Below are 19,049 nucleotides of genomic sequence, written 5' to 3'. Positions count from 1 at the left end.
GATGACGATTCTCGTGGTGACGGGTACGGGCACGGAGATCGGCAAGACCGTGGTGACCGCCGCGCTGGCTGCGGCGGCCCGGGGCCGGTCGGTGGCGGTGCTCAAGCCCGCGCAGACCGGGCTCGCGCCCGGCGAGCGCGGCGACGCGCAGGAGGTGGAGCGGCTCGCCGGCTCCGTGACCGCCGTCGAACTGGCCCGGTTCCCTGAGCCGTTGGCGCCCGCGACGGCCGCGCGCCGTGCCGGGATGGCTCCGGTGCGGCCGCACGAGGTGGCGGACGCGGCCGGGAAGCTGGCAGCCGAGCACGACCTCGTACTGGTCGAGGGGGCGGGCGGGCTGCTCGTACGCTTCGACGACGAGGGCGGGACCCTCGCCGACGCGGCACGGCTGCTCGGGGCCCCTGTGCTTGTGGTGGCGCAGGCCGGCCTGGGAACACTGAACGCGACCGCGCTGACCGTGGAGGCGCTGCACGCGCGGGGGCTGGACTGCGCCGGGGTCGTCATCGGCAGCTGGCCGGCCGCCCCGGACCTGGCCGCCCGCTGCAATGTGCACGACTTCGCCGGGGCCACCGGGGCGCCGCTGGTGGGCATGGTCCCCGAGGGCGCGGGCTCGCTCACGCCCGCCGACTTCCGTGCCCGGGCGGCGAGTTGGCTGGCGCCGGGCCTCGGTGGCACCTGGGCGTACTGAGACATGAAGGGGGTGAGGGGGCCCGCGCGGGGGGACAATCACTGCAGCCGCCCGCTCGAAGGCGGACCGGTCCGCCGGAAGAGGTCCACGATGCCCCTGCGCCCCGCCAAGGTTCCCCGCGATGCCGTGCACCATCCGGTCTTCGCGCGCTTCTACGCCCGCGTGAGCGTCTCCGCCGACCTGAAGGGCGGGGTCGCGGCACACCGCACCGAGCTGCTCTCCGGGCTCTCCGGCCGGGTCATCGAGATCGGTGCGGGCAACGGTCTGAACTTCGCCCACTACCCGTCGGCGGTCTCCGAGGTCGTGGCGATCGAACCGGAGCGCACCCTGCGGCAGCTGGCCCTGCGCAGCGCATTGCGCGCCGAGGTGCCGGTGGATGTGGTGCCGGGTGCGGCCGAGGCGCTGCCGGTGAAGAGCGAGGCCTTCGACGCGGCCGTGGCCTCGCTGGTGCTGTGCACCGTACGGAATCTGCCGCGGGCGCTCGCCGAGATCAGGCGGGTGCTGCGCCCCGGCGGTGAACTGCGTTTCTTCGAGCACGGGCTGGCACAGGACCGGACCATGGCGACGGTCCAGCGGGTCGCGGACCGGACCCTCTGGCCGCTGCTGTTCGGCGGCTGTCACACCTCACGGGACACCCTGGCCGCGATCGAGGCGGCGGGCTTCGAACTGGGTGAGTACCGGCGGTTCACTGTGCCGGAGGAGGGGCTGCGGGTCCCCACTTCGCCCTGCGTGCTGGGCGTCGCGTACCGTCCCGGGCTCACCGGGGAGCAGTGAGGTCTCACAGGCTCCACTGGCGCAGTTCGTCGGCGATGGTCCGTACATCGGCCTTGTCCTGTTTGACGAGCCGGGCCAGATCTCTGACCTGCTCCGGCGAGGTGACCACCTTCAGGCCGCAGGCGACGAGATAGCCGTAGGCGACGGCCGAGGCGAACATCGCATTGGAGTGCTCCAACGCCGGTACATGGAGCAGGAGTTGGAGTAACGCCGCAGCGCGGGCGGGCGGGTCGCTGTAGACCGGGATGCCGAATATCTCCGCCTGATGACGCGATACGGCAGCGACCAGCGCACCCCAGTCGGTGACCTGCGGGTCGCCGGGGGTCTTGTGCTCGGCGACCATCAACAGCCAGGCGAGGTCGATCTCGAGGTTCAACGGTGGCCTTTGCGCTGCTGCTCGGAGTCGAACTCCTCGGCGAACACCGAGGCGTACTGCTTCATGAAGTCGGCCGCGGCGTCGACAAAGGTGCGCCCCACCTCGCCCGCGTCCTGCTTCACCAGCTCTTCGATGTACCGGTTCACGCTCATACCGCGCTGGAGGGCGCGCCGGCGTGCGGCTTCGGCAGTGGACTCTTCCACGCGTACGTTCAGCTGAGTCTTGGCCACACCACCACGCTAGCGCGATGACGCTAGCACTCGCAAGAGGACCAGACCTCCGGGGGATACCGGAGGCAGCTCCTCACCCTCTACTCTCAACGTCTGCACGGGAGTTGGGACGGCCACAAACGGGGAGGCGGCCTTGTCCACACCTACGACTGCACGCACGTACGGCCTGGCATCGGAGGTTCCGGTGGCGGCGCGCGCCCGGGGGCTCACCAAGGCGTACGGCAGCGGGGAGACCACCGTCCTGGCCCTGGACTCGGTCGACGTCGACATCGCCCGCGGCCGCTTCACCGCCGTCATGGGCCCCTCGGGGTCGGGCAAGTCCACGCTGATGCACTGCCTGGCCGGGCTCGACACCGTCTCCGCGGGGCAGGTGTGGCTGGACGAGACGGAGATCACCGGGATGCGGGACCGCGAGCTGACCCGGCTGCGCAGGGACCGTATCGGCTTCATGTTCCAGGCCTTCAACCTGCTGCCCACGCTCACCGCGGCGGAGAACATCACGCTGCCCATGGACATCGCGGGCCGCAAGCCGGACCAGAAATGGCTGGACCAGGTGATCGACACGCTCGGGCTGCGCGACCGCCTCAAGCACCGCCCCGCGCAGCTCTCCGGCGGCCAGCAGCAGCGGGTGGCCTGCGCGCGGGCGCTCGCCTCCCGGCCGGAGCTGATCTTCGCCGACGAACCGACCGGCAACCTCGACTCGCGGGCCGGCGCCGAGGTGCTCTCCTTCCTCCGTGACGCCGTGGACCAGCTGGACCAGACGGTGGTGATGGTGACCCACGACCCGGGCGCCGCAGGCCACTCCGACCTGGTGCTCTTCCTGGCGGACGGACGGATCGTGGACGAGATGGCGGAACCCACCGCGGACCTGGTCCTGGAGCGGATGAAACGCTTCGACCCGGCCCACAAGAGCTGAGGCCGCCGTGCTGAGGGCGACACTGCGGAGTTTCTTCGCGCACAAGGGCCGCCTGCTGCTGTCGGCGATGGCCATCATCCTGTCCGTGGCCTTCGTCGCGGGGAGCCTGATCTTCTCCGACACGGTGGGCCGCACCTTCGACCGGCTCTTCGCCTCCACCTCGGCCGACGTACAGGTCCAGCCGAAGAAGGACGTGGACGAGCAGATACCGTCCGGCATCACCCGTACCGTCCCGGCCTCGCTCGCGGGCCGGATCGGGAAGGTCGACGGGGTCTCCAAGGCGTGGGTCGACGCCTCCGTGGAGAACATCACGATCGTCGACAGCCACAACAAGAACGTGGGGCCGACGAGCGGCGCCCCCACGATCGCCACCAACTGGTATCTCACCGACCGCAGTCCGGTGAAGCTGACCAGCGGGCACGAGCCGCACGGCGCGGGCGAGGCACTCCTCGACAAGGACACGGCCGACAAGAAGAAGGTGCGGATCGGCGACTCGCTGACGGTCCTGGCCCGGCCGGGTTCCTTCACGGTGCGGGTCGTGGGCATCGCCACCTTCACGACCACCAACCCCGGTGCGGCGCTGGTCTTCCTGGACACGCCGACCGCCCAGACCAAGCTGCTCGGCAGGGCCGACGAGGCGACCGCAATCTCCGTCGAGGCGGCCAAGGGTGTCGACGACAAGGTGCTCAAGCAGCGGATCGCCACCGAGATCGGCGGCGGGTACGAGCTGAAGACCGCCGCCGAGCAGGCCAAGGACTCCGCCGCCAGCCTGGGCGGTTTCCTCGACGTGATCAAGTACGTGATGCTGGGCTTCGCAGGCATCGCGGTGCTGGTCGGCATCTTCCTGATCGTCAACACCTTCTCCATGCTCATCGCCCAGCGAACCCGCGAACTGGGGCTGCTGCGGGCGCTGGGCGCCGACCGCCGCCAGGTCCAGCGCTCGGTGCGGATCGAGGCGCTGCTGCTCGGCGCGATCGGCTCCACGCTGGGGCTGGCCGCGGGTATCGGGCTCGCGTACGGGCTCATCGCGCTGATGGGCACCTTCGGGATGAACCTCAGTGCCGCGGAGATCGTGATCGGCTGGGGCACCCCGGTCGCCTCGTATCTGGTGGGCGTCGGAGTGACCTTCGTGGCCGCTTACCTGCCGGCCAGGAGGGCGGCACAGGTGTCCCCGATGGCCGCGCTCTCGGACGCCGAAGTCGCCGGTGTGGGAAGGCCGTTGAGGGTACGCGCGGTGGTGGGCTCCGTCCTCGCGGCGGCCGGTGCGGCGGCGCTCGCGGGCTGCGCGGCGAGCACGAAGACCGCGACGTCCTCGTCGCTGCTGGGCCTCGGTGTCGTCCTCACGCTGATCGCCACCGTGGTGGCGGGACCGCTGCTGGTACGCCCGGTGATCCGGGTCCTGGGCGGTGCCTTCCCCCGGGTGTTCGGCTCCGTCGGCCGGATGAGCCAGCGCAACGCGCTGCGCAATCCCCGGCGCACCGGCGCGACCGCGTCGGCGCTGATGGTGGGTCTCGCCCTGGTGGTCGGGATGTCGGTGGCGAGCGCCTCCATGACCAAGTCCTTCGACCAGCAGATCGACCGGGTCCTGGGCGCCGACTACATCGTGCAGAACAGCAACTTCACCCCGTTCCCCGAGGAGATCACCGGGAAGATCCGTGGTGTGGAAGGCGTGGGCACGGTCGTACGGCAGCGGTTCGTCCCCCTCCAGCTCCGGCTCCCCGACGGCCGGCGCACCGACACGACGGCCGCGGGCTACGACCCGCAGCTCGACGACGTCGCCCACCTCAGCTACTCCGACGGCTCCACCGCCGAGGCCCTGGCGTCGGGGCATGTCGCCATGGACCGCGACTACGCCCATGACCACGGCCTGAAGCTCGGCTCCACCGTGCGGGTCGCCTTCCCCGGGGGCGCCACCGCGGTCCTGACCCTGTCCGCGCTCACCGACATGGACTCCTCCGGCGGCCCAGGCGCGGAAGCGGGCATGTTCATGGGGCTCGCGACGGCGGAGAAGTACCTCCCCGACGGCCAGGACGCGGTCGTCTACGTCAATGCGGCGAGCGGCGTCGATCAGCAGACGCTCCGTACGGCCCTGGAGAAGGCCCTCGCCTCGTATCCGCAGGTGAAGGTCAACAACCAGGCCGACTACAAGAAGATCGTCAGCGACCAGATCGCCGTCCTGCTCTACCTGGTCTACGCGCTCCTCGGTCTGGCGATCGTCATCGCGGTGCTCGGGGTCGTCAACACCCTTGCCCTGTCGGTCGTGGAGCGCACCCGGGAGATCGGGCTGCTGCGGGCGATCGGGCTCTCGCGGGTGCAGCTGCGGCGGATGATCCGCCTGGAGTCGGTGGTGATCGCCGTCTTCGGCGCGCTGCTCGGTCTCGCGCTGGGCATGGTGTGGGGCGTGGCGATGCAGCAGGTCCTGGCGCTGCAGGGTCTCAAGGCGTTCGCGGTGCCGTGGTCGACGGTGGTCGCGGTCGTGGTGGGTTCGGTGGTGGTGGGCCTGGCCGCGGCGGTGCTGCCCGCGCTCCGGGCCTCGCGGATGAACGTACTGACCGCAATCGCCCATGAGTGACATGAGCGATGTGAGTGACCGCATCGTGGAATCCGGTCGACCGCGCGCCCCGGCCGGTGATGGGATCCGCATATGAACGATCTTCGGATACGGTCCGCATCGCCCGACGACCTGGATGCCGTACTGGCTTTCTGGAAGACGGCGGCGGAGGGCACCAGCATCAGCGACGACCGGAGCGGCATCGAGCGGCTCGTCGCCCGCGACCCCGACGCACTGCTGCTCGCGGAGCGCGGCGGGGAGCTCGCCGGCACGGTGATCGCCGGTTTCGACGGCTGGCGCTGCCATCTGTACCGGCTCGCCGTCCATCCGGACCAGCGGCGCAGGGGCATCGGTTCCGCCCTGCTCGCCGCGGCGGAGGAACGGTTCGTCTCGCTGGGCGGGCGGCGCGCGGACGCCATGGTGCTCGACCGGAACGACCAGGGGCAGCGCACCTGGCGCGCCGCCGGTTACGGTCCTGAGGAACAGTGGACCCGCTGGGTCAAACCGCTGGCCGGCTGACCGGCCAACCCGCTACTTTGCCCTTCCTTTACCATGGGTGAACTTTGTTCCGACGACCGAAAGGTGTGAGCGTCCGCCCATGGGCGAGCCTCCCAGTACCCGACATCGCGCGTTCCTCCACTCCCTGCCTGATCATGGGACGGAGGTGAACCGATGACCGAAGTGCTCCTGATCGTCGTGGCGCTGCTGCTCTGCCTGGCCTGTGCGGCCTTCGTCGCCGCCGAGTTCTCGCTGACCACCATCGAGCGCGGTGAGCTGGAACGGGCCGTGGAGCGTGGCGAGCGCGGTGCGTCCAGCGCACTGCAGGCCGTACGCAGCCTCACCTTCCAGCTCTCCGGCGCCCAGCTCGGTATCACCGTCACCAACCTGGTGATCGGCATGCTCGCCGAGCCCTCGATCGCCGAGCTGATCCGCGGCCCGGTCGAGTCCCTCGGTCTGTCCTCGGGCGCGGCCTCCACCGTGGCGCTGGTGATCGGCACCGCGCTCTCCACCGTCGTCCTGATGGTGGTCGGCGAGCTGGTCCCGAAGAACTGGGCGATCTCGTCGCCGCTGGCCGTCGCGAAGGTGGTGGCGACCCCGCAGCGGGCGTTCAGCGCGTTCTTCCGGCCGCTGATCAGCCACCTGAACAACACCGCGAACCGGATGCTCCGCCGGATGGGCATGGAGCCCGCCGAGGAGCTGGCCTCCGCGCGCAGCCCGCAGGAACTGGTGGCGCTGGCACGGCACTCCGCGAAGGCGGGCGCGCTGGAGGCCGACACCGCCGAGCTGTTCGTCCGTACGCTCAACCTCGCCGAACTGACCGCGGAGAACGTGATGACCCCGCGGGTGCAGGTCACCGCGCTCGACATACAGGCCACCGCCGAGGACGTCGCCAACGCCACGCGCGCCACCGGCCTCTCGCGCTTCCCCGTCTACCGGGGCAGCCTCGACACGGTCGTCGGCGTCGCGCACATCAAGGACGTCCTCGCGCTGCCCGCCGAGCGCAGGCACCGCCACCCCGTCTCCGAGCTGCTGCGCGAGCCGCTGCTCGTACCGGAGACGCTGACCGTGGACCGGCTGCTCGACCGGCTGTACGGCAAGCGCACCATGGCCGTCGTCATCGACGAGTACGGCGGCACGGCCGGGGTCGTCACACTGGAGGACATCGTCGAGGAGGTCGTCGGCGAGGTACGCGACGAGCACGATCCGCACGAGACGTCCGACCTCGCCCCCGCGGGCCAGGACGCGGACGGCCGGACGGTCTACTCGGCCGACGGCGCCGTACGCACCGACCAGCTGCAGACGATCGGCATGCGCGTGCCGGACGGGCCGTACGAAACACTCGCCGGTCTGGTCGCGAGCGCGCTGGGACGCATCCCGGCCGAGGGCGACACCTTCGAGGCCGCGGGCTGGCGGCTCGACGTGGTGGACGCGACAGGGCGGCGCGCGGCGCGCGTCCTGCTGCACGAACCGCTGTCCACCGGCCAGGACGAGGAAGAGGAGGCGGGCCGATGACCGCGATTCAGTTGCTCATCGGTCTGCTCACGCTGGTCGTCAACGCCTTCTTCGTCGGCGCCGAGTTCTCGCTGATCTCGGTACGGCGCAGCCAGATCGAGCCGGAGGCCGAGGCCGGGAACCGTCGTGCGCGCAGCGTGCTGTGGGGCCTGGAGCATGTGTCGGCCCTGCTGGCGGCCGCGCAGTTGGGCATCACGCTCTGCACGCTGGTACTCGGTGTGGTCGCTGAGCCCGCCATCGCGCACCTCCTGGAGCCGGTGTTCCACACCGTCGGGATGCCGACCGGTCTGATCCACCCCATCTCGTTCGTCATCGCGCTGGCGGTGGCCACGTATCTGCACATGCTCTTCGGAGAGATGGTGCCGAAGAACATCGCACTGGCAGGCCCTGTACGGACCGCGCTGCTGCTCGGCCCGCCCCTGGTGACGCTCGCCAGGGCCCTGCGCCCGGTGATCTTCGCGATCAACTCCTTCGCCAACTTCCTGCTGAGACTGCTCAAGGTCGAGGCGAAGAGCGAGGTGGCCGCGACCTTCACCGACGACGAGCTGGCCCGTCTTGTCACCGACGCCAAGATCGCCGGACTGCTCGACGACCGGGCGACCGAACGGCTGCACGACGCCCTGGAGCTGGGCCGCCGCCCGGTGCGGGACGTGGTGGTGCCTCTGGAGAAGGTCGTGTACGCACGTCTGGGGACGACCCCGGAACAGCTGGAGCAGCTCTCGTCGGAGTCCGGCTTCTCCCGCTTCCCCGTGGTGGACTCGGCGCAGCGGATCCTGGGCTACCTCCATGTGAAGGACGCGCTGGACGCAACCCCGCGCGACGTGCCGTTCCCGGCGTCCGACATGCGGCCCATCGCCCGGGTGCGGGCGGCGACACCGCTCGACGACGTTTTGACCGCGATGCGCCGCAGCCGAACGCACCTGGCTGCCGTACTGGGTGACGAGGGGACGCTCGCCGGACTGGTCACGATGGAGGACGTCCTGCGGGAACTGGTCGGCCAGCCGCCCGCCGCGACCGCGGGCTAACGGTCGGTCGTCTCGGTGAGGCCGGGGCCCTCCCGGCCCACGCCGGAGGCTCCGATCGCGGTGAGTACGGCAAGAAGGGTGGCGAGGCCCGCCGTCGCGAAGGCGGCGCGCCACTCGACGTCGATGAGGCTGGTCGCACCGGCGACCAGGACCGCGGCGAGCGACTGCGCGAAGGTGCGGACGGCGCGCTCTGCGGTGGCCTTCCAGAAGGCTGCGGTGAACATGGATCGCTCCCTCTCGTGTGGCGGACCGGGGCCGGGAGCCCGGTGTGCTCCCGGCATACCGCGGCAGCGCCCCGGCGGACAGGTCCCGCGATGACAAGAGCCCGGGAGGGCCCCCGGCCCACTCCCTACTGCACGGTAGGATTGCGCCGCCATGGATTTGAATGCCTCGTACACCAGCCTCGTCACCGTCGGCGATTCCTTCACCGAGGGAATGTCCGACCGCCTCCCCGACGGTTCGTACCGCGGCTGGGCCGATCTGCTCGCCGCCCGCCTCGCCGCGCGCACGCCCGGCTTCCGCTACGCCAATCTCGCCGTACGCGGAAAGCTCATCAGCCAGATCGTCGACGAGCAGGTCGACGTCGCGGCCGCCATGCAGGCGGACGTGGTGACCCTGGTCGGCGGGCTCAACGACACCCTGCGGCCCAAGTGCGACATGGCCATGGTCTGCGGCCGTCTCGAAGAGGCCGTCGAGCGGCTCGCACCGTCCTGCAAGCAGCTCGTGCTGATGCGCAGCCCCGGCCGCAACGGCCCGGTGTTCCAGCGCTTCCGCCCGCGCATGGAGGAGCTCTTCGCCTTCATCGACTCCCTGGCCTCGCGGCACGGCGCCCTGGTCGTGGACCTGTACGGCGCCGAGGTCCTCGGCGACCAGCGGATGTGGGACATCGACCGGTTGCATCTGACCGCCGAAGGCCACCGCCGCGTCGCCGAGGCCATCTGGCAGGCGCTGGGTCTGGAGGCGGAGGACGACTGGCAGGCAGTGCTGCCGCCCTCCGTCGCCCCCGGCTGGACCACCCGTCGCACCACTGATCTGCGCTTCGCCCGCGAGCACCTGGTGCCGTGGATCGGACGGCGGCTCACGGGCAGGTCCTCGGGCGACGGAAGAGCTCCCAAGAGGGCCGAGCTGCTGCCGTACGAGAACGAGCCGCTCTCGTAGCAAGTCACAAATGAGGCCGGGGCTCTGGCCTGCAGAAACCACCAGTAGAATCTGGTTACGTGACTGCAAAGCCCCGCATCCCCAATGTCCTGGCCGGCCGCTACGCCTCCGCCGAGCTCGCCGTCCTCTGGTCCCCCGAGCAGAAGGTGAAGCTGGAGCGCCAGCTCTGGCTCGCCGTGCTGCGTGCGCAGAAGGACCTCGGGATCGAGGTGCCGGAAGCCGCTGTCGCCGACTACGAGCGCGTACTCGACCAGGTGGACCTGGCCTCGATCGCCGAGCGCGAGAAGGTCACCCGGCACGACGTGAAGGCCCGCATCGAGGAGTTCAACGCCCTCGCCGGGCACGAGCAGGTCCACAAGGGCATGACCTCCCGCGACCTCACCGAGAACGTCGAGCAGCTGCAGATCCGGCTCTCGCTGGAGCTCATGCAGGGCCGTACGGTGGCCGTCCTCGCCCGTCTCGGCAAGCTGGCCGCCGAGCACGCCGAGCTCGTGATGGCGGGGCGCTCGCACAACGTCGCCGCGCAGGCCACCACGCTGGGCAAGCGCTTCGCGACCGCCGCCGACGAGCTGCTCGTGGCGTACGGACGCCTGGAGGACCTCCTCTCCCGCTACCCGCTGCGCGGCATCAAGGGCCCGGTCGGCACCGCCCAGGACATGCTCGACCTGCTGGGCGGCGACGAGGCCAAGCTCGCCGACCTGGAGCAGCGGATCGCCGGTCACCTCGGCTTCGCGCACGCCTTCACCTCGGTCGGTCAGGTCTACCCGCGCTCGCTGGACTACGACGTGGTGACCGCGCTGGTGCAGCTGGCCGCGGCCCCCTCGTCGATCGCCAAGACGATCCGGCTGATGGCCGGGCACGAGCTGGTCACCGAGGGCTTCAAGGCCGGCCAGGTCGGCTCATCCGCGATGCCGCACAAGATGAACACCCGCTCCTGCGAGCGCGTCAACGGCCTGATGGTGATCCTGCGCGGGTACGCCTCGATGACCGGTGAGCTGGCGGGCGACCAGTGGAACGAGGGCGACGTCTCCTGCTCCGTGGTCCGCCGCGTCGCGCTGCCGGACGCGTTCTTCGCCTTCGACGGCCTCCTGGAGACCTTCCTGACCGTCCTGGACGAGTTCGGCGCGTTCCCCGCGGTCGTCGCCCGCGAGCTCGACCGCTACCTGCCCTTCCTCGCCACCACCAAGGTGCTGATGGGCGCGGTACGGGCGGGAGTCGGCCGCGAAGCCGCGCACGAGGTCATCAAGGAGCACGCGGTCGCCTCCGCGCTGGCCATGCGCGAGCAGGGCGCCGAGCGCAACGAGCTCCTGGACAAGCTGGCCGCGGACGAGCGGATGCCGCTGGACCGCGCCCAGCTGGACACGCTCATGGCGGACAAGCTCTCCTTCACCGGTGCGGCGGGCGCCCAGGTGGCGGCAGTTGTCTCCCGTATCGAGGAGATCGCCAAGCAGCACCCGGCCGCGGCCGGTTACACCCCCGGCTCGATCCTCTGACCGCCGTCAGGACCGTATGAAGCGCGAAGAGCTCGAAGCCGCCCGCGACCGCATCGTTCCCGATGTGGTCGCGGGCGGTCTGCGCGTGTTGTTCTGCGGGATCAATCCGGGGCTGATGACCGCCGCCACGGGCTTCCACTTCGCGCGCCCCGGCAACCGCTTCTGGCCCGTGCTGCAGCTGTCGGGCTTCACTCCGCACCGGCTGAAGCCCGAGGAGCAGGGCGAGCTGCTGTCGTACGGCCTGGGCATCACGAATGTCGTCGGGCGGGCCACCGCGCGGGCCGACGAGGTGAGCGCGGAGGAGTTCCGCGAGGGCGGCCGGATCCTCACCGCCAAGGTGGAACGGCTGGAGCCGGAGTGGCTGGCGGTCGTCGGCATCACGGCGTACCGCACGGCCTTCCACGAGCCGAAGGCGCGGATCGGGCCGCAGGAGCGGACGATCGGCGCCACCCGGATCTGGGCGCTCCCCAATCCGAGCGGCCTCAACGCGCGCTGGACGGCGGAGACGATGGCGGCCGAGTACGCCCGGCTGCTGCGGTCCGCCTGGCCAGCCGGTACCATCCGGCAGACACGCGCATGACACGTACATGAACTGAGCCAGGAGGACACGTTGGGGCGTCTGACCGGCGGGGATCCCTCTCTGTTGCGGCGGATCAACTCCGCCGTGGTGCTCCACGCACTGCGTGGAGCGGACTTCCCGACGTTCACGGATCTCACCCGGATCACCGGCCTCTCCCGGCCGACGGTGGAGGGTGTCATCGAGGGGCTCATGGTGGCCGGCCTCGTCGTCGAGGACGCGCCCGAGGAGGACGGCGAGACGCGCCGCCAGGGGCGGCCTGCCAGACGCTTCCGGTTCCGTGCGGAGGCCGGGCATCTGCTGGGCATCGAGATCGGGCCGCACCGGGTCGCCGCCATGCTTTCGGGGCTCGACGGACGGATCATCGGAGCGGGTTCGCGCGAGGTGACCGAGACCGCACCGGCGGACGAGCGGCTCGACCGGGTGCGTACGACGGTGGCCGATCTGCTGCGCCGTGCCGGGGTCGCCCGCAGCAGCCTGCGCGCGGTCGGGGTCGGCAGTCCCGGGATCGTGGAGGCGGACGGCACCGTACGGCTCGGCACCGCGCTTCCCGAGTGGACGGGTCTGGCGCTGGGCGAGCGGCTGCGGCGGTCCTTCCGCTGTCCCGTACTGGTGGAGAACGACGCCAACGCGGCGGCGGTCGCCGAGCACTGGAAGGGCGCGGCCACCGACTCCGACGACATCGTCTTCGTCCTCGCAGGGCTCAGCCCCGGTGCCGGATCACTGATCGGCGGCCGGCTGCACCGCGGTTACGGGGGCGCGGCGGGCGAGATCGGCGCGCTGCATCTGCTCGGCCGCGGGGCGACCCCGGAGACGCTCCTGTCGACGACGGACCAACCGCTGCACGCACTCGACGAGCCGGCGGTGGCGCAGGTCTTCGCGGACGCCAAGCGGGGCGATGCGCAGGCCCGGGCGGCGATGGAGCGGTTCATCGAGCGTCTGGTGCACGATGTCGCGGCGCTCGTGCTCGCGCTCGATCCCGAACTGGTCGTGATCGGCGGCTGGGCGGCCGGTCTGGAGGACGTACTGGAGCCGCTGCGCGGGGAGTTGGCGCGGTTCTGTCTGCGGCCGCCGCGCGTCGCGCTCTCGCTGCTCGGCGACTCGGCCGTGGCGACGGGTGCACTGCGGCTCGCTCTCGACCATGTCGAGGAGCAGCTCTTCGCGGTCGAGGGAACGGTGACGGCCCGCCGCTGAGATCAGCGAACGGGCCGTACGGTAAAGACTGTTGTTCAGGAGGCCTGGCGCTGCTCGCCGTCGTGGCTGATCTCCAGGTCGCCCGAGTCCCCGAAGGTGAGCCGGCAGGTGTCGGCGCGGTAGGTCGCCACCGAGACGGCGACCGTGCCGCCCGCCGCGATGTAGCGCGTGGTGACGACGAGCACGGGTGCACCGGGGAGCCGGTCGAGTTCCTTGGCGTCCTCGGCACGGGCCGAGCCGAGCTCCACCGAGCGGTCCTGGCCTTCGAGGCCGAGGCGCTGCAGCTCGCGCAGCACATTGCGCGCCCGGATCGCGCCCGAAGGGGCGTCGATGGCGGAGAGTTCGGGCACGGATCCGGCGGGTACGTACAGGAGCTCGGCCGCGACCGGCGAACCGTGCGTCATACGGATCCTGCGCACGGTGTGCACCGCGTCGCCGGACCCGGCGTCGGCGGCCACGTCCAGCATCCGCGCCACCGCGACCGGCGGTACGGCGAGCGTGCAGTCCACCGGCTTCCAGGCGTCGTCACCGGCTCCCGGCCAGACGTGCTGCGACGTCGACACGTCCACACCCACACGCGGCGGAGCGACAGTGGTGCCCACACCGCGGCGGCGCTGCAGACGGCCCTCCAGCTCGAGCTGTTCGAGCGCCTGGCGCAGCGTGGCGCGGGCCACGCCGAAGCGGGCTGCCAGGTCACGTTCGTTCGGGAGGATCTCCCCCACCGCGAAATCCGAGTCGAGAGCATCGCTCAGGACGGTCTTGAGGTGCCAGTACTTCGGCTCCGGCGCCGTTTCCAGCTGCGTGGTCCCCACCCTGATCCTCCGCAATCGCCGTGTCCCCGGCGGCTTTTCCGTGCCCTTGTTTATTAAAGGTTCCTGCACTAACTCTGCGACCATAGGGCGACGCTCCCCCTTGGTCAAGACCAATCCTCCTTCCGTTACGGAGCGAAACCGAGGCCTGCCGCAGAGCGTTCACAGGACGTTCGTACGGACGTGAGGCGCGCGCAGCACAAAGCCCCGCGTCCGGTACGGAACACGGGGCTCTGGAGTGCGCCTGCGTCACTCCTACTCCACGGCGAGCAGCGCGAGTTTGTCGGGATTGCGCACGATGTACAGGCACTGGATGCGTCCGTCCACGACGTCCAGCTGGAAGACGCTGTCCAGCGTGGAGCCGGAGAACACCAGCAGCGCGGGACCGCCGTTGAGCTCCGCGAACCGGAAGCCGGCGTCCTCGATCCCCTTGGCCGCAGCGCCGAGTACGAAGCGCCCGACCTTGTCGGAGCCCTCGATGACGCGCAGGGGCGCCTTGGACTTGCCGCCGCTGTCGCCCACCAGCCGCACATCGGGCGCGAGGATCGACAGCAGCCCCTGGAGGTCACCCTCGGTCGCCGCGGCGAGGAACCGCTCGGTCAGATCGCGGCGTTCGGCCGGATCGACGTCGAAGCGGGGCTTGCGCTCCTCGACGTGCTTGCGGGCGCGGGCACCGAGCTGGCGCACCGCCGCATCGGATCGGTCGAGGGTCTCCGCGATCTCTCCGTACGGGAATCCGAACGCCTCGTGCAGGACAAAGACGGCGCGCTCCAGCGGGGAGAGCGATTCGAGGACGACGAGGACGGCGAGCGAGACGGACTCGGCCAGGACCGCCTTCTCCGCCGTGTCCGGCGTGGTCCGCCCGAACTCGGTGACGATCGGCTCGGGCAGCCAGGGGCCGACGTAGGTCTCGCGCCGGGACTGGACGTACCGCAGGCGGTTGATGGCCAGCCGTGTGGTGATCCGTACGAGATAGGCGCGCGGATCGCGGACCTCCTCGCGCCCGTCGGCGGACCAGCGCAGCCAGGTTTCCTGGACGACGTCCTCGGCGTCGGCCACCCGCCCGGTCATGCGGTAGGCCACTCCGGTCAGTACGGAGCGGTGCTCTTCGAAGGTATCGGTTGCGAATTCGACTGCCACGCTCCCATCCCACCCGACCGGGTCCCCGCTGTCCAGGCACATTTACCGTGCGACAGAGCACAATGTCGGGGCGACCGCCGACCGGTGGCGGCCCGCCAGGGGAGGCATGCGATGCGCTACGGAGTTCTGGGGACGGGCGCGGTGGGCAGCGCGCTGGGCGGCAAACTCGTGGAGCTGGGGCACGAGGTGGTGATGGGCTCCCGCACCAAGGACAATCCGCAGGCGCTGGAGTGGGCGCAGGGGGCGGGCCCGCGGGCCGGCTGCGGCACCTTCGCCGATTCCGCGGCGTTCGCCGAGCGGATCGTCGTGGCGGTCAACGGCCGGGTGGCGCTCGCCGCTCTGCAGGCGGCGGGTGAGGCGGAGTTGGCGGGAAAGCTGCTGGTCGACGTGTCGAATCCGATCGCGTTCGAGGACGGTCTGCTGCGGGTGGCGCCCGTCGAGTCGGACAGTGTGGGCGCGCTGCTCCAGCGGTCGTTCCCCGAGGCGCGGGTGGTGAAGACGCTCAACACCGTCAACCTGGCCGTGATGATCGATCCGGACCGGGTGCCGGGTGAGCACCAGCTGTTCATGTGCGGCGACGACGTGGGGGCCAAGGAGGAAACGGTGGCGCTGCTCGGCGAGTTCGGCTGGCCGGCCCACCGGGTGCTCGACCTCGGCGGGATCGTGGAGGCGCGCGGTCTGGAGATGCTGATGCCGTTCTGGATGAACCTGTACCAGAGGTTCGGCGACGGGTCGTTCAACTACGAGATCCGCAGGGGGCATTGAGCCAACGGGTTCGCGGCGGCCTCTTGAAGTGGAAGCTACCCAGGGGTAATCCTTGTTGACACGGTGTCTCACCACCGTCCCCGACAGCAGGGAGCAGCAGCATGACCGCCGCCCAGGTCTCATTCACCGTCGAGTCCCCCCGGGGGAACCGCACGGTCACCGTCTCGTACGACCGCACCGGTACCGGCGATCCCCTCCTGCTGCTCCATGGCATCGGACACCACCGGCAGGCCTGGGACCCGGTCGTCGGGATCCTGGCCGCCGAGCGCGATGTGATAGCCGTGGACCTGCCCGGGTTCGGCGCGTCGCCCGCGCTGCCCGAGGACGTCTCGTACGGCCTCTCGACGGTGGTGCCGACACTCGGCGCACTGTGCGAGGCGCTCGACATCGAGCGCCCGCACGTCGCGGGGAACTCCCTGGGCGGGCTGCTCGCCCTGGAACTGGGCCGCGAGAAGCTCGTACGGTCGGTGACCGCCCTGTCGCCCGCAGGGTTCTGGACGCAGGCCGAGCGCCGGTACGCCTTCGCCACGCTGCGTGCGATGCGGGGGATCGCGAGCGCCCTGCCGCTCCCGGTCATCGAGCGGCTGTCGCACTCGGCGGCCGGGCGTACGGCGCTCGCCAGCACCATCTACGCCCGGCCCGCCCGCCGTTCACCCGAGGACGTCGTCGCCGAGACGCTCGCGCTGCGCGAGGCCACCGGCTTCGATGAGACCCTGGCCGCCGGCCGGTCCATCCTGTTCTCCGACGATGTGAGCGACATCCCGGTCACGGTCGCCTGGGGTACGAAGGACCGGCTGCTCCTGCGCCGCCAGGGGATCCGGGCCAAGCACACGATCCCCGGCGCCCGTCTCGTCCGGCTCCCCGGCTGCGGCCATGTCCCGATGAACGACGACCCGGCCGCCGTGGCGCGCGTCATCCTCGACACCAGCCGCTGAGCGGCGGGCGAGGACCCCGGAGCCGAGCGCGACCCCCGCTCCGACCAGTGCGCTCCCCGCCCCCTGCGCGATGCCGTACGCACCCGTGCCGACCAGCGGCGCGGTCATCGCGGCCGCCACGGGGATGAGCCCGGAGAAGAGGGTGGCCCGCTCGGCGCCGATCCGCTGCATCCCCATGTACCAGCAGACGAAGCCGATGACGGTCACGACGGCGGCCTGCCACAGCAGCGCCGCCGTCTCCCCCGCATCGGGTACGCGCACGAAATCGCGCCCGCCGAGTACGAGCCCGAGCACCGTCGCCTCGACGGCGGCCACCCCGCACACGGTCGCGGACAGCAGCTTCGGCCCGAGGGGCCGCAGCACGGGGACGGCCAGTACGGCAAAGCCCACCTCCCCCACCAGGGCGCCCGCCGAGAAGGCGATGCCCGCGAGGTCGCTGCGGCCCCAGCCCTGGACGGTGAAGGCCCCGGCCGCCACCAGGAGCGCCCCGACGAGGACGGGCCCGGTGGGCCGTCTGCCCGCGAGCAGCGGTACGAGCACGGCGACCACGACGGGTGCGCAGCCCACGAAGACCCCGGGGACCGCGGGCTCCGCGCTGCGTTCGGCGGCGAGCACCGCCAGGTTGAACCCGACCATGCCGACGGCGGCGACGAGCGCGATACGGCCCCACTGGGCCGGGGAGAGCGTACGGACCGCCTGCCTGGATCCGTGGCCGCGGCCGAGCAGGGGCAGGAGGAGCAGACAGGCGAGTGCGTAGCGCAGGGCCTGGCCACCCGCGTACGGATAGTCGCCGAGTACGGAGTTGGCGGTGAAGGAGCCGCCGACGAGGATGCAGGCGAAGGCCGCGAGGAGCGCCCCTCGCAAGGAAGTCACGTTCATGGGAGCGACGTTAGGCAACCGGGCGGTCCGTATTAGGGTCCACTTCCATGGAGCCATCGGGGACCAATTCGCCTGCCTGGGAACTGCTGCTGCCCTCCGCAGCGGCTCCCGCCCGCCGTCGGGGCAGGCAGTTCCAGGAGGCGCTGCGCGAGGCGGTCCGCTCGGGGCGGCTCGCGGCGGGCACCCGGCTGCCTCCCAGCCGTGAACTCGCCATGGATCTCGGGGTCTCGCGCGGACTGGTCACCGAGGCGTACGAGCAGCTGACCGCCGAGGGGTACCTGCGCAGCGGCCGGGGTTCCGGCACCTGGGTGGGCGACTCGGCGCGGGCCGCGGTCCCGGAAGTGGCCCGGGAAGCGGGCGATCCGGCCCCGCGCTCCCCCGACGCCCTCGTCAGCTTCCGTCCCGGCACTCCGGATCTCTCGCTCTTCCCGCGCGCCGCCTGGGGCGCCGCGCACAAGTCCGTCCTGAACACGCTGGAGCACCATGCGCTGGGCTATCCCGATCCGCGCGGACTGCCTCAACTCCGGATCGCTCTGGCCGAGTTGCTGGCACGCCGCCGCGGGGTGGTCGCCGACCCCGGGCGGATCGTGGTCTGTTCGGGCGTGGCGCAGGCGATGACGCTGCTCGGTTTCGTCCTGCGCGAGGAGGGACAGCGCACGGTCGGCACGGAGGACCCCGGAAGCCCCGAGCACTCCGCCCTCTTCGCTGCGGCCGGGCTGAAGGCGGTTCCGCTCCCCCTCGACGACGAGGGGCTTGCCGTCGGGCCGCTCACGGCGAGCGGCGTACGGACAGTACAGACGACGCCCGCCCACCACTTCCCCACCGGAATCGGCTATTCGGCCGCGCGGCGCACCGAACTCCTCGACTGGGCACGGTCGGTGGACGGTCTGATCATCGAGGACGACTACGACGGGGACTTCCGGTACGACCGGGCCCCTGTCGGCGCGCTCCAGGGTCTGGACCCCGAACACGTCGCGTACACCGGCTCGGTGAGCAAGTCGCTCGCCCCCGGCCTGCGGCTCGGCTGGCTGCTCGCACCGGCGCGGCTGACCGAGGCGGTCGCCGTCCGCAAGCGCACCCTGGACCTGGGCCATCCCGTCCTGGACCAGGCCCTGTTCGCCGAGCTGATCACCGGCGGCGACTACGACCGTCAGCTGCGCCGCTGCCAGCGCGCCTACCGCGAGCGCCGCGACACCCTGGTCAGCGCCCTCGCCGAGCACTTCCCTGGCACGGAGGTCAGCGGCATCGCCGCAGGTCTGCACATCATCGCGCGACTGCCCGAGCGTTACGGACCCGAGGCCGGCTTCCTGCGGCGGGCGGAGCGCGCCGGCGTGGCCGTCCGTCCGCTGACCGACTACGGCAGCGCGCGCCCGCAGGACGGAGCCGTCAGGCTGGTGCTCGGATACGCGCATCTGACGCCCGCTCAGATCGTCCGCGGGGTCCGGCTGCTGGCGGGCTCCGACTGACACCACCCGCCGTTCACCTGGGGTTCGCGCGGGCGCCTCGGCCGGGCAGTAGGCATGGCTCGG

The 19,049-nt window shown here is 71.2% G+C and carries 19 protein-coding genes and 1 pseudogene; 14 read left to right on the top strand and 6 right to left on the bottom strand.

The genetic code is table 11. The annotated features are described in order from the left end of the window. The first annotated feature begins 1 nt into the window (after nucleotide 1). Nucleotides 2–685, top strand: coding sequence for a dethiobiotin synthase (gene bioD, locus J0695_RS04750; RefSeq protein WP_206960452.1), 684 nt, complete (start codon nucleotides 2–4; stop codon nucleotides 683–685). Nucleotides 686–775: 90 nt separating this feature from the next. Then, complete coding sequence (locus J0695_RS04745) at nucleotides 776–1,459, top strand: class I SAM-dependent methyltransferase (protein WP_206960451.1); 684 nt, start codon at nucleotides 776–778, stop codon at nucleotides 1,457–1,459. Between the two features lie 4 nt (nucleotides 1,460–1,463). Here J0695_RS04745 and J0695_RS04740 read toward each other — a convergent pair whose 3' ends face one another. Next, complete coding sequence (locus tag J0695_RS04740) at nucleotides 1,464–1,835, bottom strand: fic family toxin-antitoxin system, toxin component (RefSeq protein ID WP_206960450.1); 372 nt, start codon at nucleotides 1,833–1,835, stop codon at nucleotides 1,464–1,466. Beyond that, nucleotides 1,832–2,065 carry an antitoxin gene (locus J0695_RS04735; RefSeq protein WP_206960449.1) on the bottom strand — a complete coding sequence of 78 codons (234 nt, stop codon included), beginning with the start codon at nucleotides 2,063–2,065 and terminating at the stop codon, nucleotides 1,832–1,834. Before J0695_RS04735 ends, J0695_RS04740 begins: the two co-directional genes overlap by 4 nt. A 133-nt stretch (nucleotides 2,066–2,198) precedes the next feature. On the opposite strand from J0695_RS04735, the gene J0695_RS04730 reads away from it, so the two are divergent. From J0695_RS04730 to J0695_RS04710, 5 genes are all read left to right on the top strand, one after another. Beyond that, the gene (locus tag J0695_RS04730; RefSeq protein ID WP_206960448.1) at nucleotides 2,199–2,981 is read left to right on the top strand and encodes an ABC transporter ATP-binding protein; all 783 of its coding nucleotides are present in this window, start codon (nucleotides 2,199–2,201) and stop codon (nucleotides 2,979–2,981) included. Between the two features lie 7 nt (nucleotides 2,982–2,988). Continuing rightward, nucleotides 2,989–5,553 carry an ABC transporter permease gene (locus J0695_RS04725; protein ID WP_206960447.1) on the top strand — a complete coding sequence of 855 codons (2,565 nt, stop codon included), beginning with the start codon at nucleotides 2,989–2,991 and terminating at the stop codon, nucleotides 5,551–5,553. 72 nt (nucleotides 5,554–5,625) lie between these two features. After that, the gene (locus J0695_RS04720; protein WP_206960446.1) at nucleotides 5,626–6,051 is read left to right on the top strand and encodes a GNAT family N-acetyltransferase; all 426 of its coding nucleotides are present in this window, start codon (nucleotides 5,626–5,628) and stop codon (nucleotides 6,049–6,051) included. 153 nt (nucleotides 6,052–6,204) lie between these two features. After that, entirely contained in the window at nucleotides 6,205–7,545 is a 1,341-nt protein-coding gene (locus tag J0695_RS04715) for a hemolysin family protein (RefSeq protein WP_206960445.1), read from the top strand. Beyond that, entirely contained in the window at nucleotides 7,542–8,570 is a 1,029-nt protein-coding gene (locus J0695_RS04710) for a hemolysin family protein (protein WP_206960443.1), read from the top strand. Before J0695_RS04715 ends, J0695_RS04710 begins: the two co-directional genes overlap by 4 nt. Here the strand turns inward: J0695_RS04710 and J0695_RS04705 are convergent. Then, on the bottom strand, nucleotides 8,567–8,794 hold the full coding sequence (locus J0695_RS04705) for a holin (protein WP_242552215.1): 228 nt from the start codon (nucleotides 8,792–8,794) through the stop codon (nucleotides 8,567–8,569). The genes J0695_RS04710 and J0695_RS04705 overlap by 4 nt on opposite strands. A gap of 151 nt (nucleotides 8,795–8,945) precedes the next feature. Here J0695_RS04705 and J0695_RS04700 point away from each other — a divergent pair, with 151 nt between their 5' ends. The 4 genes from J0695_RS04700 to J0695_RS04685 are packed head-to-tail and all read left to right on the top strand — an operon-like array spanning nucleotide 8,946 to nucleotide 12,992. Then, nucleotides 8,946–9,728, top strand: coding sequence for an SGNH/GDSL hydrolase family protein (locus J0695_RS04700; protein WP_206960439.1), 783 nt, complete (start codon nucleotides 8,946–8,948; stop codon nucleotides 9,726–9,728). A 59-nt stretch (nucleotides 9,729–9,787) separates the two neighbouring features. After that, a complete protein-coding gene (gene purB / locus J0695_RS04695) occupies nucleotides 9,788–11,221 on the top strand; it encodes an adenylosuccinate lyase (protein WP_206960438.1) in 1,434 nt (477 codons plus the stop codon). Nucleotides 11,222–11,237: 16 nt separating this feature from the next. Further along, nucleotides 11,238–11,801, top strand: a complete 564-nt coding sequence (gene mug / locus J0695_RS04690; RefSeq protein ID WP_206960437.1) for a G/U mismatch-specific DNA glycosylase — start codon at nucleotides 11,238–11,240, stop codon at nucleotides 11,799–11,801. 30 nt (nucleotides 11,802–11,831) lie between these two features. Then, on the top strand, nucleotides 11,832–12,992 hold the full coding sequence (locus J0695_RS04685; protein WP_206960436.1) for an ROK family transcriptional regulator: 1,161 nt from the start codon (nucleotides 11,832–11,834) through the stop codon (nucleotides 12,990–12,992). A gap of 35 nt (nucleotides 12,993–13,027) precedes the next feature. Here the strand turns inward: J0695_RS04685 and J0695_RS04680 are convergent, their stop codons facing one another. Together J0695_RS04680 and J0695_RS04675 are read right to left on the bottom strand one after the other, a co-directional pair. Continuing rightward, nucleotides 13,028–13,804, bottom strand: coding sequence for a GntR family transcriptional regulator (locus J0695_RS04680; protein WP_206960435.1), 777 nt, complete (start codon nucleotides 13,802–13,804; stop codon nucleotides 13,028–13,030). Nucleotides 13,805–14,056: 252 nt separating this feature from the next. Then, a complete protein-coding gene (locus J0695_RS04675; protein WP_242552213.1) occupies nucleotides 14,057–14,983 on the bottom strand; it encodes an RNA polymerase sigma-70 factor in 927 nt (308 codons plus the stop codon). Between the two features lie 69 nt (nucleotides 14,984–15,052). Here J0695_RS04675 and J0695_RS04670 point away from each other — a divergent pair, with 69 nt between their 5' ends. Both J0695_RS04670 and J0695_RS04665 read left to right on the top strand, forming a co-directional pair. Continuing rightward, entirely contained in the window at nucleotides 15,053–15,706 is a 654-nt protein-coding gene (locus tag J0695_RS04670; RefSeq protein ID WP_206960433.1) for an NADPH-dependent F420 reductase, read from the top strand. A gap of 101 nt (nucleotides 15,707–15,807) precedes the next feature. Beyond that, nucleotides 15,808–16,641 carry an alpha/beta fold hydrolase gene (locus tag J0695_RS04665; RefSeq protein WP_206960432.1) on the top strand — a complete coding sequence of 278 codons (834 nt, stop codon included), beginning with the start codon at nucleotides 15,808–15,810 and terminating at the stop codon, nucleotides 16,639–16,641. A gap of 468 nt (nucleotides 16,642–17,109) precedes the next feature. On the opposite strand, the pseudogene J0695_RS46240 reads toward J0695_RS04665, so the two are convergent. Next, nucleotides 17,110–17,520: pseudogene (locus tag J0695_RS46240) on the bottom strand (EamA family transporter); the annotation flags it as partial. A gap of 47 nt (nucleotides 17,521–17,567) precedes the next feature. Here J0695_RS46240 and pdxR point away from each other — a divergent pair. Beyond that, nucleotides 17,568–18,986 carry a MocR-like pyridoxine biosynthesis transcription factor PdxR gene (pdxR, locus tag J0695_RS04655; protein WP_206960430.1) on the top strand — a complete coding sequence of 473 codons (1,419 nt, stop codon included), beginning with the start codon at nucleotides 17,568–17,570 and terminating at the stop codon, nucleotides 18,984–18,986. Nucleotides 18,987–19,049 lie beyond the last annotated feature (63 nt).

The sequence above is a fragment of the Streptomyces beijiangensis genome (genome assembly GCF_017315755.1).
Classification (GTDB): Bacteria; Actinomycetota; Actinomycetes; order Streptomycetales; family Streptomycetaceae; genus Streptomyces; species Streptomyces beijiangensis.
Note: the sequence above shows the minus strand (reverse complement) of the source record. Positions and strands in the feature narration are given on the sequence as shown.

Bases quoted from the DNA above. Each gene is read 5' to 3' on its own strand.
- J0695_RS04700 (WP_206960439.1), top strand. From the start codon at position 8,946: ATGGATTTGAATGCCTCGTACACCAGCCTCGTCACCGTCGGCGATTCC.
- J0695_RS04745 (WP_206960451.1), top strand. From the start codon at position 776: ATGCCCCTGCGCCCCGCCAAGGTTCCCCGCGATGCCGTGCACCATCCG.
- bioD (WP_206960452.1), top strand. From the start codon at position 2: ATGACGATTCTCGTGGTGACGGGTACGGGCACGGAGATCGGCAAGACC.
- J0695_RS04720 (WP_206960446.1), top strand. From the start codon at position 5,626: ATGAACGATCTTCGGATACGGTCCGCATCGCCCGACGACCTGGATGCC.
- J0695_RS04665 (WP_206960432.1), top strand. From the start codon at position 15,808: ATGACCGCCGCCCAGGTCTCATTCACCGTCGAGTCCCCCCGGGGGAAC.
- pdxR (WP_206960430.1), top strand. From the start codon at position 17,568: ATGGAGCCATCGGGGACCAATTCGCCTGCCTGGGAACTGCTGCTGCCC.
- mug (WP_206960437.1), top strand. From the start codon at position 11,238: ATGAAGCGCGAAGAGCTCGAAGCCGCCCGCGACCGCATCGTTCCCGAT.
- J0695_RS04705 (WP_242552215.1), bottom strand. From the start codon at position 8,794: ATGTTCACCGCAGCCTTCTGGAAGGCCACCGCAGAGCGCGCCGTCCGC.
- J0695_RS04675 (WP_242552213.1), bottom strand. From the start codon at position 14,983: ATGTGCCTGGACAGCGGGGACCCGGTCGGGTGGGATGGGAGCGTGGCA.
- J0695_RS04715 (WP_206960445.1), top strand. From the start codon at position 6,205: ATGACCGAAGTGCTCCTGATCGTCGTGGCGCTGCTGCTCTGCCTGGCC.
- J0695_RS04710 (WP_206960443.1), top strand. From the start codon at position 7,542: ATGACCGCGATTCAGTTGCTCATCGGTCTGCTCACGCTGGTCGTCAAC.
- J0695_RS04670 (WP_206960433.1), top strand. From the start codon at position 15,053: ATGCGCTACGGAGTTCTGGGGACGGGCGCGGTGGGCAGCGCGCTGGGC.